This window comes from Vibrio harveyi (assembly GCF_030060435.1).
GTDB classification, from domain to species: domain Bacteria; phylum Pseudomonadota; class Gammaproteobacteria; order Enterobacterales; family Vibrionaceae; genus Vibrio; species Vibrio harveyi.
This window is the reverse complement of sequence record NZ_CP125875.1, coordinates 1,175,848-1,189,126: the sequence shown is the minus strand read 5'-3', so window position 1 is coordinate 1,189,126 and position 13,279 is coordinate 1,175,848. Positions and strand designations below refer to the sequence as shown.

At 46.7% G+C, this 13,279-nt stretch carries 12 protein-coding genes and 2 tRNA genes; 6 read left to right on the top strand and 8 right to left on the bottom strand.

Annotated features, from left to right (window positions below):
- Window positions 1–18: 18 nt before the first annotated feature.
- The 8 genes from QMY49_RS06155 to hppD all read right to left on the bottom strand — a co-directional run bounded on the left by QMY49_RS06155 (window position 19) and on the right by hppD (window position 5,681).
- A tRNA-Val gene (locus tag QMY49_RS06155) sits at window positions 19–95 on the bottom strand.
- Window positions 96–141: 46 nt separating this feature from the next.
- A tRNA-Val gene (locus tag QMY49_RS06150) sits at window positions 142–218 on the bottom strand.
- Between the two features lie 179 nt (window positions 219–397).
- Window positions 398–736 carry a hypothetical protein gene (locus tag QMY49_RS06145; protein ID WP_005445465.1) on the bottom strand — a complete coding sequence of 113 codons (339 nt, stop codon included), beginning with the start codon at window positions 734–736 and terminating at the stop codon, window positions 398–400.
- 153 nt (window positions 737–889) lie between these two features.
- Complete coding sequence (locus tag QMY49_RS06140; RefSeq protein ID WP_009701558.1) at window positions 890–1,552, bottom strand: DUF2726 domain-containing protein; 663 nt, start codon at window positions 1,550–1,552, stop codon at window positions 890–892.
- A gap of 196 nt (window positions 1,553–1,748) precedes the next feature.
- Window positions 1,749–2,417: a maleylacetoacetate isomerase gene (gene maiA, locus QMY49_RS06135; RefSeq protein WP_283313449.1), complete on the bottom strand. Its 669-nt coding sequence runs from the start codon at window positions 2,415–2,417 to the stop codon at window positions 1,749–1,751.
- Between the two features lie 20 nt (window positions 2,418–2,437).
- The gene (locus QMY49_RS06130; RefSeq protein WP_283313448.1) at window positions 2,438–3,475 is read right to left on the bottom strand and encodes a fumarylacetoacetate hydrolase family protein; all 1,038 of its coding nucleotides are present in this window, start codon (window positions 3,473–3,475) and stop codon (window positions 2,438–2,440) included.
- 9 nt (window positions 3,476–3,484) lie between these two features.
- The gene (locus QMY49_RS06125) at window positions 3,485–4,615 is read right to left on the bottom strand and encodes a homogentisate 1,2-dioxygenase (RefSeq protein WP_009701555.1); all 1,131 of its coding nucleotides are present in this window, start codon (window positions 4,613–4,615) and stop codon (window positions 3,485–3,487) included.
- A complete protein-coding gene (gene hppD / locus QMY49_RS06120) occupies window positions 4,608–5,681 on the bottom strand; it encodes a 4-hydroxyphenylpyruvate dioxygenase (protein WP_005445472.1) in 1,074 nt (357 codons plus the stop codon). The genes QMY49_RS06125 and hppD overlap by 8 nt, the downstream gene beginning before the upstream one ends.
- Window positions 5,682–6,069: 388 nt before the next feature.
- On the opposite strand from hppD, the gene QMY49_RS06115 reads away from it, so the two are divergent.
- The 6 genes from QMY49_RS06115 (at window position 6,070) to QMY49_RS06090 (ending at window position 13,278) form a co-directional block, all read left to right on the top strand.
- Window positions 6,070–6,534, top strand: coding sequence for a TetR family transcriptional regulator (locus QMY49_RS06115; protein ID WP_050939769.1), 465 nt, complete (start codon window positions 6,070–6,072; stop codon window positions 6,532–6,534).
- Window positions 6,535–7,216: 682 nt separating this feature from the next.
- The gene (locus QMY49_RS06110) at window positions 7,217–8,323 is read left to right on the top strand and encodes a M20/M25/M40 family metallo-hydrolase (RefSeq protein WP_283313439.1); all 1,107 of its coding nucleotides are present in this window, start codon (window positions 7,217–7,219) and stop codon (window positions 8,321–8,323) included.
- 324 nt (window positions 8,324–8,647) lie between these two features.
- Entirely contained in the window at window positions 8,648–10,258 is a 1,611-nt protein-coding gene (locus QMY49_RS06105) for a peptide ABC transporter substrate-binding protein (RefSeq protein ID WP_049535919.1), read from the top strand.
- A 164-nt stretch (window positions 10,259–10,422) separates the two neighbouring features.
- Window positions 10,423–11,343, top strand: a complete 921-nt coding sequence (oppB, locus tag QMY49_RS06100; RefSeq protein WP_005445478.1) for an oligopeptide ABC transporter permease OppB — start codon at window positions 10,423–10,425, stop codon at window positions 11,341–11,343.
- A 9-nt stretch (window positions 11,344–11,352) separates the two neighbouring features.
- Window positions 11,353–12,285, top strand: coding sequence for an ABC transporter permease subunit (locus tag QMY49_RS06095; protein WP_283313435.1), 933 nt, complete (start codon window positions 11,353–11,355; stop codon window positions 12,283–12,285).
- A 9-nt stretch (window positions 12,286–12,294) separates the two neighbouring features.
- Window positions 12,295–13,278, top strand: coding sequence for an ABC transporter ATP-binding protein (locus QMY49_RS06090; protein WP_041055639.1), 984 nt, complete (start codon window positions 12,295–12,297; stop codon window positions 13,276–13,278).
- Window position 13,279 lies beyond the last annotated feature (1 nt).

Sequence of the window (13,279 nt, the reverse complement as noted above, 5' to 3'; positions counted from 1 at the left end):
TGGGCGCTTCTTTAAATTTGGTGGGTCCGGGCGAACTCGAATCGCCGACCCCTACCATGTCAAGGTAGTACTCTAACCAACTGAGCTACGGACCCAAATTTTATGTTCAGCATACTTTGGTTTTAGTATGGCTTTAAGGAGTGGTGGGTCCGGGCGAACTCGAATCGCCGACCCCTACCATGTCAAGGTAGTACTCTAACCAACTGAGCTACGGACCCATTCCTTAAGAACGAGAAGGATATTAGCTATATCCCATTGGGGGTGCAAGCATAAATTCACTAACTTTGAATCGTTTGGCGAAAATCTAAACTCAACACCCGTTTTCAGATGATTTTATCGTCAAGGCTCGACCTGAACGGTGTTAAAAGTGTGATCTACTTAACTTTTGTTGTTTGACCTAATTGTCGTAAGGCACTTCACTGAGCATCCAAATTTGCAAAACTTGCGATACGTTTGGACAATCACCAAACAAAATTTGGTATTTAGGCTCAAATGGTTCACCAATAAACGTCGTACGTATCAACTTGCCCGTTTTGAGATCCACTTGAGTACTGACTCGCCCTTTGAAATTTTGAAAAATCGCAAACTGCTCACTGTGGTAAACCATCTGTTCACGATAAAACAAGAAGTGATCCTGAGGTGTATCTGTTAATTGGCATTCAAGTGGTTTGAGTGACTGCTGTGCATGGCTACTGAACGTGAGCAGTAGTGCTGAAAGAATCCATCCATATTGCATAACGCTTCCCTATTCTTCTTTCTTTATCAAAGTATAGGAGCTACCAGAATGGATGCTGCGAAGTGCTCTTCTTTGTTCAACGGTAAAACAAAAAAGGCTTCAACTAATCCAGTTGAAGCCTCTCTCTATTTCACTATCTAGGGAACAAAATGCTTATTCGTCTTCGGTATCAAACACTACATTGTAGTTTTCTGTGTAGGTGCAGTTTGGTTGGCGACTACAAGTAAAGAAGCGTCGACCTTTAAACTCGCCTTGGCTTGCGGTTCTGATGATCATCGGACTGCCACACTTTTTGCAAAAGCGGATTTCTTTGTCCGGCTCAATCAGATCAATGTGTGCTGCCAATAAACGACGTAAACGCCCCACTTGGTAACTGTGTTTTACCGATGCACCAATCAAAGGAAGGTTCGCCGATTTACACACGTGCATCAGCAGTTTTTGGCGCTCGACTTTGCCTTTATGTAACTGCTGACCATTATCAAGCTCAATAATTACACGAGGTTCAAGCGTTCTAGGATCGCAGATAACGTAATCAAAGTAGCTGCGTGAAATTCGGTTACTGGCAATGAAGAACTGCTTCTTATTTTTGACTTCTTTTGGTGCGATCAGCGTCGCCATGTTTACTTTGGCAAACACCACTGCGTGATCACCAACCGCCGCTCTCAAGGCATTAAAAAACGCCCCTTCCTGCCCTTTTAATAATGGACCTTTCGAACGGTATGGGAAGTCTCGCGTGTCATCGTTTTTGATCACGTACTTTTGAATGATAAAGAAGAAAACAACAAGAAGAACAACAATGATAAAGATGTTGGTCATAGATAAAGTGCGCCCAAAACAACTAGTTGCTCAAAGCCTAAATGGAAATTCTAACCAGAGCAACAAAACCGGTAAATTTTGCGGAGTGATAATAACAGCCGCAAAGCTTTTGAGCACGATTTACGTTAATCAAACAAGAACAAAAACGGGCTCCGTCAAGAGCCCGTTTGTTATTCGTTAAAATATAGAGAAAGTACTAACTGTTTGCGTCGGGTTGGTTTTCTGGTATGGCATCAATAAACGCTGGCAGTTGATTACATGCTTCTACAATCGAGCTAATTACCGGATAAGGAGTCATATCCACCCCAAAACGTAATGCATTGTACACTTGAGGCACTAAGCAAATATCAACAACAGAGGGAGAGTCAGTCACACTGTAGATACAGTTTCCATGTTGTTGTCGATGCTGATTTAGCTTCTCTTCTAATGCCATAAAGCCTTGGTTAACCCAATGATGAATCCACTCAACTTTCGTCTCTTGATCACACGACAGCTGCCCTTCTAGGTACTGCAACACGCGCAAGTTATTGAGTGGGTGGATCTCCATCGCGATATCCTGAGCCATAGCCAAAGCTTGGTAACGAAGTGGCGATGGTTCTGGAACTACTCGAACTTGTGGATACTGTTCATCGAGATACTGAATGATGGCAAGAGATTGGTTGAGTTGAATATCACCATCCACCAGCACTGGCACAAGCTCAGAGGCGTTTAACTCATGGTACTCCGCGCTATGCTGCTCGCCGCCATTACGAACCAAGTGGACCGATTTAGACTCGTAACTCAAGGCTTTTAAGTTTAAACAAATACGAACTCGATAAGCCGCAGAAGACCGCCAATAGCCATAGAGGGTGATGTTATCGCTCATACTTCCCTTACCTCTCACTCTCAGTGTTTTAGGTATTGGCTGACTTGCTGATCAATCGCACCAAAGATCGAGTTGCCATCTGCGTCAAACATCTCTAGCTTGATTGAGTCACCAAACGACATAAAGCTCGTCGACGGTTTGCCATCACGAATGGTTTCAATCATGCGCACTTCTGCAATGCACGAGTAGCCTACGCCCCCCTCTTCGATAGAGGTACCATGCTCGGTGCCCTGCTTGTTCGATACTGTGCCCGAGCCAATGATTGCCCCCGCAGAAAGCGGACGGGTTTTGCTGGCATGGACAATCAAATCAGCGAAATCAAACGTCATATCTACACCTGCATTCGGACAACCAAATGGGGCATTGTTGTAGGTTGAAACAAGCGGCAGATGTACTTTGTTCTCATACCATGCTTCACCCAGCTCATCTGGCGTTACTGCAACAGGAGAAAACGCCGATGACGGTTTTGATTGGAAGAAGCCAAAACCTTTTGCCAGCTCTGCCGGAATCAAACCACGCAACGATACATCGTTTACGAGCATGATAAGGCGAATAGATTCTTGTGCTTCTGCAATGCTTGCTCCCATCGGCACGTCACCGGTGATCACGGCAACTTCACCTTCGAAGTCGATGCCCCACTCGTCGCTGGCAAATTCGATGTTGTCGCAAGGACCAATAAATGCATCAGAACCACCTTGATACATCAAAGGGTCGGTCCAGAAGCTTTCTGGCATTTCCGCACCGCGCGCTTTACGCACTAATTCGACGTGATTGACGTAAGCACTGCCATCCGCCCATTGATAGGCGCGAGGCAATGGTGACTCTAGATAGTGGGATTCAAACTCTTCACTTCCTGAAACCGAACCATTGTTTAGTGCGTTATAAAGCTCTTCCAGTTGTGGAGCGACTTTATCCCAGTTATCTAATGCCACTTGCATGGTTGGTGCGAGATGCATCGCGTGGAAAATTTCGGTTGCCGGAACACATTGTGTCAGGTCTTTGCTCACGACCATCAACAAACCATCGCGAGTGCCATTTTTCTTGGTTGCTAATTTCATCCTTGCCCCTTACTTCTCTTGCCAGCTATAGACGTATTCTTTGTTTTCAACCTTATCGAGCTCATCAGAGAACTCGAGCGCATGGCGTGTATCAATCATCACTGCCACTTCATCGGTAAACTTCTTCTTATATTCCTGACCCGCTTTGAACGCTTTCGGATGAGGGCCATGAGTAAAGCCTGCCGGATGGAAAGTCACCATGCCAGCTTCGATGTTATCACGGCTGAAGAAATCCCCTGCGTGGTAGAACAAGACTTCGTCATAATCGTCATTGTTATGATAGAACGGCACCTTCAGTGCGCCTGGGTCACTCTCGATTGGACGTGGCACAAACGTACACACCACGAATCCAGCACCAACAAATGTAGTGTGGGCAGAAGGTGGCAAGTGATAACGGTGCGACATCAAAGGTCGAATATCACGCCAGTTCACTTTCACGACAGCCAAGTCACCGTGCCAACCAATCGCATCAAGCGGGTTGAATGGGTAAGTAATCACACTGACTTTGTCATGGCGCTTCACATGAACTTGGGTTTGCTCTTCTGAGTATTGCGCGCGGAATTCGTCATTGATTGACGGGGTTTCCAGAACGGCTGGGTCGAATACAGCATGATTACCCACCATGCCTTTTTCTGGCAAAGAATAAGCAGCATCGGTGTTTTCAATCATCAGAACAAACATTGGTTCACTTGGTTCTAATCGCCAACTGGTCGAGCGTGGGATCATTACGTAATCGCCTTCGCTCACTTTGAGATGACCATAGTCGCAATAAAGATCCGCCGTGCCGTGATGGATAAACAGCAGCTCATCGCCATCGGCGTTACGCACCAAGAAGTCCATCTTCTCATCCATACGCCATACACGGATCTTACAGTTGGCGTTGTGTAGAAGATGCGGCACTGCCCAAGGCGAAATCTGACTCGCCGTTTCGACTAGGTTAAAATCGAAAGCTCGCGGACGTAAATCGCCTTCCCACTCAGACCAACCTGTCGGTGCGTGTTGATGATGAAAGTGTGCCGCAGGACCGAAGAACCCACTTCGACCTGCTTCACGTTCGTAAATTGCCTCTTCCGGGAAATCAGCATGTGCTTGCTTGGAGCACACTCCCTCCCGGTGAGGGAATGTGATCCATTTATGCATCGCTTAGTACTCCTCGGCGGATTTGGTCTTCTTCAATCGATTCAAACAGGGCTTTGAAGTTACCCTCACCAAAGCCTTCGTTGCCTTTACGTTGAATGATTTCGAAGAACACCGGACCAATAACGGTCTGGGTGAAGATTTGCAGCAAGATGCCGTCTTTGGTTGGCGCGCCATCGATAAGGACTTGCAGATCTCGCAGTTTGCTGACGTCTTCCCCGTGCCCTTTCACACGCTCGTCGACTTTCTCGTAGTACGTGTCTGGCGTTGGCATAAAGTCCATACCGCGATCACGCAATGTTTGAACGGTTTGGTAGATGTCATCGGTGGTCATCGCGATGTGCTGAATACCTTCACCGTTGTATTCACGGATGAACTCTTCAATCTGCGATTTGTCATCAGAAGATTCATTGATTGGAATGCGAATCTTGCCACACGGTGCGGTCATTGCGCGGCTAACAAGCCCTGTCAGCTTACCTTCAATGTCGAAGTAGCGAATCTCGCGGAAGTTACCAATGCGCTCGTAAAATCCTGACCACACATCCATGTTGCCTTGCTTCACGTTATGAGTCAGATGGTCGATTTCGTACATACCAACGTCTGCTTTCGCTAGGCGCTCGTCTGCATCGTCATAGAAACGGAAGTCGACATCGTAAATGCTCTGCTTGCCGTAACGATCCACGAAGTACAGAAGGCTTTCACCAATGCCGTAAATTGCTGGGATGCTCAGCTCCATAGGACCGATTTCCGTTTTGTACTCTTCACCGCCGTTATCCAGCGCCTGCTTGAGTGCTACGTTCGCGTCTTTCACACGAAAAGCCATGCCACAAACTGAAGGGCCATGAACTTTAGCGAAGCCTTCTGCCTGGCTGTGCGGCTGAGCATTAACGATAAAGCTGATGTCACCTTGTCGGTACAGCCAAGCCTCTTTAGAACGGTGTTTTGCGATCTCTGCAAAACCCAACGAAACAAACAGCGCTTTCAGTTGTTCAATACCTTCGCTATCCGCCGCTGTGTATTCCACAAATTCGAATCCATCCGTGCCTAATGGGTTGTAGGTGTCCACCATGACTTTCTCCTTATGTCATTGTTGTGTTTGAACATGCGTTCTCGTTCGATATTTCTAACTTGGCGCAGGAGGAGAAAAATTGGAATACACGAATGGAAATCTGACTTTACGCAGTTTTAGCTATTGATTGTAAAATTTATGTTACAGTAAATTTAAACATCGCAAACGTTTACGGCAACCATAAGGAAAGCATGTTATATCAATGCATTATCATATCTCTCATCAATTTACACACTCCATCCAAATGTAAACAGTTTGTTACCATGGCTAAATTTATGGGCAGTAACGCGCATTTATCATGCAAACAACGTCAATATTAGTTTGTTTATATGGAATGGCAGACGATAAGTGTTAGTATGATTTTTTAATCACAATACTGGCAATAGTTATGGCACGCCGAACACACGAAGATACCCAGATCACCATCAACACCATTCTCGATGTGGCAACAGAGCAGTTGATCACGCTTGGTTACGAGAAAATGTCTTACACAACGTTGAGTGAACAAACAGGTATATCGAGGACGGGGATAAGCCACCACTTTGCAAAGAAAGCCGACATCCCGCGCGCCCTGCAAGGTAGACTACTTAAGATGATGATGGATAAACTCGACCTCTCTAACAACGAAGTCGCTTTTATCCAAAGTTGGAAAATTCGCTTAGAAGACGCCGAGTTCATGGCGATTTGGCGTTTGGCATTCTTGATGACAGTTTGTGAACATCACACACCTTATCTTTGTGACTTCCAAAGTCAGGTAGAAGCGGTTACCTCTTTTAAGCTAAGCAAAGACAGTCAACGCACTATTGAATGGCTGATCGGATTAACCCTATTGGCTCTTCACAGTGACAAATAGAAAAGAACCATCAAAAAAGCCGAGCACCCTGCCCGGCTTTCTTGTTTTTGTTTTTTTAGTTATCAAGCATAATCCGTTAATAGAATTCTAATTAAAGCGACCGAACCCTTTGCAGAGTTCGGTCTATCCAGAAAGGCAGTGCGAGAGGACATGAATAAACAGAGACTGTATTAATCCACATTTGTGATATTGCTTCAATAAATAGACGGTAAATTACAATCCACCCTACAGATATATTGGTAACTTTTCATCAGTTACAAAAATAGCTCGACTCTGTACATAAATGCAGCATTAATTCTGTTGAATCATAGACTTTCCATCTCTCACTAAATTCGTCAAAAGCTCATACTATACCCAAGTAACCTCGAGATGCTTGGTTCAGCGAGAATGACTTGGTTTGTAGACGCGGCGGCGATTTGAAGGCTTAGTGAGTCTAAACATTGATTGACTAAGTAAACTCGCTTTTAACTCGCTTTCGCATATTTCTACATTCATTGTGTACTTTCGTGACCGCCGCATCAGATCCGGTAATTAGCAGGTCAGAATAATGTCAGGCAGAGGCGTTTTTTGATTCAAGACAGCTTTCACTCGGATTAGCTGTGTAATAAGAGGTGTTCTGTTCCCTTTCGGGCTCGCACTCTATACCGCTGCGGTCTCGACCAAGAAAGAAAGAGACATCCAAATGACACAAATTAATCAAGAACGTCTAGTTGAACATTTCTGCCAACTGGTTCGCATCGACAGCGAATCTATGAATGAGAAACAAATTGCAGAAACTCTGGCTGAGCAACTGGGCGAACTAGGCTTTACGGTTCACAAGCTTCCTGTACCAGAACACATTTCTAACGGCTTTAACGTGTACGCACGTCTAGAAGGTAAGAAAGAAGGCTCTATCCTAATGAGCTGCCACATGGATACAGTAACGCCTGGCATCGGCATTGAGCCGATCATCGAAGATGGCATTATTCGCTCTAAAGGCAATACGATCCTAGGTGGTGACGACAAATCAGGCATCGCAGCGATCATGGAAGCGGTTCGCAGCATCCAAGCTGAAAACCTAGAGCACAAAACGCTAGAGCTTGCTTTCACTGTGCATGAAGAAGGCGGTTTGTTCGGCTCTGAGTACTTCGACATGACGCACGTAACGTCTAACGAAGCGATCGTACTGGATACAGGCGGTCCTATCGGCACTATCGTGACTGCGGCACCTGGTCAGCAAAAAATCGTCGCGACAATCAAAGGCCGCCCTGCACACGCGGGTCTAGCACCTGAAGAAGGCATCAGTGCAATCATGGTAGCGGCAGATGCAATCAACCAGATGAAACTGCTTCGTATCGACGAAGAAACCACAGCAAACATCGGTATGGTAAACGGCGGTCAAGCGACAAACATCGTGATGCCAGAACTGAAGCTCGTTGCTGAAGCACGCTCTCTAAACGGTGAGAAGCTAGAAGCGCAAGTGAACCACATGATCTCTACCTTTGAGTCAGTATGTGAAAAACACGGCGCAGAAGTTGAAATCGAATCAAGCCGCGCATACGACGCATTTGTTATCGAAGAAGACAATGCTCACGTATCAGCAATCAAAGCGGCATTCGCTGACATGGGCATCGATGCATTCACAAAAGGCACTGGTGGCGGTAGCGACGCAAACAACTTCAACAAGAAAGGTCTAACAACGGTAAACCTTTCTACTGGTATGGCGAAAGTACACACCACTGAAGAATTCATCGCCGTTGACGACATGGTGAAAATCACTGAGTTCGTTAAGCACTTCCTAGTGAAATAATCTAGAGAATAGAGCGCAACTTACGCTGAATGTGAAACGCTAATGCAGATCCCCTTCTTGCTTCGTGCATGAAGGGGATTTTTCGTTTCTATCCGCTTTATTCTCCTCACTCTCTTCATTCTCTTTGACCTGCCTTCTTGGCTGATAACCTGACTGTGCCAAGTCGGTATAAATTCATGGATTGAAATTCTATTGGCTCACTTTTTGAGACCAAAAAGCTCAGCTTTCAACACCCTGTTACAGGTATGTTAAAACTCGATTGTCTGAACAATTTATACAATATACATTCAACTCACCTTCAAGGATGAATCGAGTGAGGAAAGGATGAAACTACCCAAGCTACTTTTGTTGGCATCTATCATGAGCCCAATGTTTGCCGCTCCGACTTACGCCGTGCCGTACCCATCGGGCGTGACACTCGCCGAAGCACAAGAGATCACGCTTAATAACGGTGCAGAAGTGACGTCTATCGATCCAGCGAAGCAAGCAGCTGAGCCCGCATTTAACCTTGGTCGAGACTTGTTCGAAGGGTTAACCATTCAAGACAAACAAGGAAAAACTATTCCCGGCGTTGCGAAATCTTGGTCGGTGAACGACAACAATACGGTCTACACCTTTCAGCTTCGTGATGCAAAATGGTCGAATGGTGACAATGTCACTGCACAAGACTTTGTCTACAGTTGGCAGCGCCTACTCGACCCCAATACGGCTTCCCCTTACGCTTGGTTTGCCGCGATTCCAAACATCCAAAACTCACAAGCGATTATGAAAGGCGAAGCAACACCGCAAACACTTGGCGTAAAAGCACTGGACGAAAAAACCTTCCAAGTGACGCTTGAAAAGCCAATTCCATTTTTTATCAAGCTGCTTAGTCATCCGGTTCTTGCTCCGGTGCATCAAGCCACGGTTGAAAAATACGGCAGCAACTGGACGCAACCAAAACACATTGTTACTAATGGCGCGTTTACCGTTTCTGAGTGGAAGGTAAACGAAAAAATGGTGATGGTGAAAAATCCATATTATTGGGACGCAAGCAACGTCGTGTTGGATAAAATCACGTGGCTGCCGATTGGTGATGCCAATGTTGTGCTCAATCGCTATTTAGCGGGGGAAATAGACCAAGTGATGTCGATTCCTTCTGCGCAAAAGAAAAAGCTGATCACCAAGCTGCCACAAGAAGTCGCAGACACCAGTGCGTCACTTGGCTCGACGTTTTATTACCTCAACACCCAGCAGGGTCCAACCAAAGACCTGCGTGTTCGACAAGCCCTATCCTATGCCATTGATCGCAAGATCTTAACCGACGCAATTTTAAGAAACGGTGGTATCCCAATGTTTACCTTGGTGCCGCCACAAACCGATGGCTTTCAATCACACACCCCAGAATACGCGACATGGACAACAAATCAGCGTATCGACAAAGCCAAACGCTTATTGGCACAAGCTGGTTATAACAAAGCGAATCCACTCAAACTCACTTTCACTGTTCCTACCTTTTCTAAAGACGTGAAAATGGCAACAGCAATGGCAGGCATGTGGAAAAGCCGCTTAGGCGCGCAAATCACCATTAAACAACTCGAGCCTAAAGTGTTCTACGCATTAAAAGAGCCAACTGAAATCACTCGTGGCGGCTGGACCGCAGACTACAACGAAGCTTCAACATGGCTCGATATCTTCGTCTCCAATGGCGAGTACAACGATTCACGCTACAACAACCCCAAATATGATGAGTTGATGTCGCGTTCTAAAACCATGAATGATCCCTCAAAGCTGTATCTACAAGCAGAAAGCATGCTGATTGAAGATATGGCGATTATCCCGGTTTACCGTCCAGGCAACGATCAATATTTGATCAAGCCTTATGTTGGTGGCTACGAGCGTACTAACCCCGAGTCCTCGTACTACCGCAAGAATGTCTATGTGAAAGTCCACTAATGGCATGCTTTCGGCCTGAGTCGGCTCGGTAACACGCACTGACATTGCGAGTACATGGCATATCGTGTCGAACTTCTCTTCTCTCGGTGATGAGCTCAGGCCAATTTTTTTCTCTTTCTCGACGTGACGACATGTAACGTCGAATGACCAAAGGATGATGGATCATGATTTGGTACATTCTCAGACGATTAGCCATCGCGATTCCGACGTTGTTGTTTATCGCTTTGGTCTCTTTTTGGTTGATGCATATCGCACCCGGCGGACCGTTTGACATGGAGCGTCCTATGCCGGAAGTGGTTCGCGCTAACATCGAAGCCAAATTTCACCTCGACGAACCATTTTTGGTTCAGTTCTGGATTTATATTACCAACTTCGCTCAAGGCGATTTAGGACCAAGCTTTGTCTATCAAGACTTTACGGTGACTCAGTTGGTCGCTCAATCTTGGCCGGTCTCTGCCCTGCTCGGCGTTCTGTCTTTTTGTATCTCCGTACCACTTGGTATGTTGCTCGGCACCATTGCTGCGTTAAAACGCAATAGCCGCTTAGATTACGGGTTGATGACCCTTTCTATGACGGGTGTTGTTGTGCCTGCTTTCGTCCTCGCGCCAATATTGGTGACGATATTTGCGATTCATTTAGGTTGGCTGCCTGCCGGTGGTTGGGAAGGAGGACAACTCGCTTTTCTCGTACTACCAGTGCTAAGCCTTGCGATTGGCTCTATCGCCAGTATTGCTCGTGTTATGCGCGGCGCCATGATTGAAACACTGAATCAACCTTATATTCGTACTGCAAAAGCCAAAGGGTTATCGACTGCATACATCTTGTTCCACCATGCACTGCGACCGTCATTGATCCCCGTCGTCGCCATGCTGGGTCCAGCTTTCGTCTCGGTTGTCACAGGTTCGGTCATCATCGATATCTTTTTTGGTACTGGCGGTATGGGGCAACACTTTGTCTCCGGCGCACTGAATCGCGATTACGGCTTAGTCATGGGTATTACTCTCATCGTTGCTTCACTGACGATCTTTTTCAATCTTGTGGTCGACTTGCTCTACACCGTTATCGACCCGCGTATCCGAGTTTAGGAGCAGAGCATGTTATCGATTAAAAAGCTGGATACTCAATCCTTACAAGACCGAGTTGTTGATAATATCGAAGCTGTAGAGGGTCGCAGTCTGTGGCAAGACGCATGGACTCGCTTTCGCAGAAATCGCGCGGCAATGACCTCCGTTTACGTGCTGGCGTTCATCATCTTGTGTATCACCTTTGGTCCTTCACTTGCTGCCTTTGGACATGATGAAATTGATTGGAATATCCTTGCTGACCCGTACGAGTTGGGGAAACCCTCTTTGAACAGCGGGCACTATTTTGGTACCGACGACCTAGGACAAGACCTGTTTGCCCGCACGATGCAAGGTGGTCGCCTGTCGATTTTGGTTGGCTTTGTTGGTGCCTTGGTTGCCGTTGTGATTGGCACTATTTGGGGCAGTATTTCCGGCTATCTTGGTGGTGTGGTAGACAGCGTAATGATGCGCATCATCGAAGTGCTCGACTCAGTGCCATTTATGTTCATGGTCATCCTGTTCGTGACCTTATTTGGCAACAACATCTATCTGATCTTTATCGTGATTGGCATGGTGTCATGGCTGGGTATTGCGCGAGTGGTAAGGGGCGTAACCTTCGGTATCAAAAAGCGCGAATTTATTGAAGCAGCGCATTCTATCGGCGTATCTAAATTCACCATTGTGCGTCGTCATGTGCTGCCAAACGTGCTTGGGATCGTGATGGTCTACTCCTCCTTAATGGTGCCCGGCTTCATCATGTTTGAATCCTTCCTGAGTTTCTTAGGCTTAGGTGTTCAACCGCCAGATACCAGTTGGGGAATCTTGATTTCAGAAGGCGCAAAAACCATCGACGTGGCATTGTGGATGCTAGTTTTCCCATCGCTGTTTTTGGTCGCAACCCTGTTTTGTTTTAACTTCATCGGCGACGGCTTACGCGACGCCCTTGACCCGAAAGATCGATAAGGACTTCCCATGCTATCAATTGAAAACATGAACGTGCGCTTCGATACGCCAGACGGACAAGTGCAAGCGGTCAGCAATCTCTCCTACACGATTCAAGCGGGAGAAACGCTAGGTATCGTTGGCGAGTCCGGCTCAGGCAAAAGCCAGTCGGTGTTTGCGCTAATGGGGCTAACAGCTGATAACGGTAACGTCTCGGGCGAAGCGCGTTTTCATGGCGAGAACTTACTCGCGATGTCGAAGAAGCAACTCAACCGCATTCGCGCAGAGAAAATCGGCATGATCTTTCAAGATCCGATGACCTCTCTTAATCCATTCATGAAGATTGGCAAACAGCTCAGTGAAGTGCTGATGGTGCACAAAGGAATGAGCCGAAAACAAGCCATTGCAGAATCCATTCAGATGCTAGATGCAGTGCGGATTCCTTCTCCGGAAACGCGCATGAACCAATATCCACACGAGCTTTCTGGCGGTATGCGTCAACGTGTGATGATTGCCATGGCGTTGTTGTGTAAACCGGAACTGCTTATTGCCGATGAGCCCACAACAGCACTCGACGTGACAGTACAAGCGCAAATCCTGACGCTGTTGCGTGAGTTACAACAGGAGTTCAACACTGCCATCTTGCTCATCACTCACGATATGGGCGTAGTCGCTGAAATGTGCGACCGAGTTTTAGTCATGTACGGCGGACAGAAAATGGAACAAGCCGATACGGACACCTTGTTCGCCCAGCCAGCTCACCCGTATACCCAAGGGCTTCTAAAGGCGATCCCATCGATTACAGAAGATATGCCTCGTTTGCCAACCATTGCCGGTAACCCGCCGAGCGCTCTGATCAATCACAAAGGCTGCCCGTTTAGAGATCGCTGTGACTATCGTGAGCCACGTTGCCAAACACAAACACCTCGGTTCGCGCCCCTTAACGGACGCCAATCCATCGCCTGTCATGTCAAAGCGCAAGGCAGTATTTCTCTTATTCATCAATCGGCTTAAG

Excerpts from the sequence above, each read along its gene's own strand:
- QMY49_RS06145 (WP_005445465.1), bottom strand. The coding sequence starts at position 736 with ATGCAATATGGATGGATTCTTTCAGCACTACTGCTCACGTTCAGTAGC.
- QMY49_RS06140 (WP_009701558.1), bottom strand. The coding sequence starts at position 1,552 with ATGACCAACATCTTTATCATTGTTGTTCTTCTTGTTGTTTTCTTCTTT.
- maiA (WP_283313449.1), bottom strand. The coding sequence starts at position 2,417 with ATGAGCGATAACATCACCCTCTATGGCTATTGGCGGTCTTCTGCGGCT.
- QMY49_RS06130 (WP_283313448.1), bottom strand. The coding sequence starts at position 3,475 with ATGAAATTAGCAACCAAGAAAAATGGCACTCGCGATGGTTTGTTGATG.
- QMY49_RS06125 (WP_009701555.1), bottom strand. The coding sequence starts at position 4,615 with ATGCATAAATGGATCACATTCCCTCACCGGGAGGGAGTGTGCTCCAAG.
- hppD (WP_005445472.1), bottom strand. The coding sequence starts at position 5,681 with ATGGTGGACACCTACAACCCATTAGGCACGGATGGATTCGAATTTGTG.
- QMY49_RS06115 (WP_050939769.1), top strand. The coding sequence starts at position 6,070 with ATGGCACGCCGAACACACGAAGATACCCAGATCACCATCAACACCATT.
- QMY49_RS06110 (WP_283313439.1), top strand. The coding sequence starts at position 7,217 with ATGACACAAATTAATCAAGAACGTCTAGTTGAACATTTCTGCCAACTG.
- QMY49_RS06105 (WP_049535919.1), top strand. The coding sequence starts at position 8,648 with ATGAAACTACCCAAGCTACTTTTGTTGGCATCTATCATGAGCCCAATG.
- oppB (WP_005445478.1), top strand. The coding sequence starts at position 10,423 with ATGATTTGGTACATTCTCAGACGATTAGCCATCGCGATTCCGACGTTG.
- QMY49_RS06095 (WP_283313435.1), top strand. The coding sequence starts at position 11,353 with ATGTTATCGATTAAAAAGCTGGATACTCAATCCTTACAAGACCGAGTT.
- QMY49_RS06090 (WP_041055639.1), top strand. The coding sequence starts at position 12,295 with ATGCTATCAATTGAAAACATGAACGTGCGCTTCGATACGCCAGACGGA.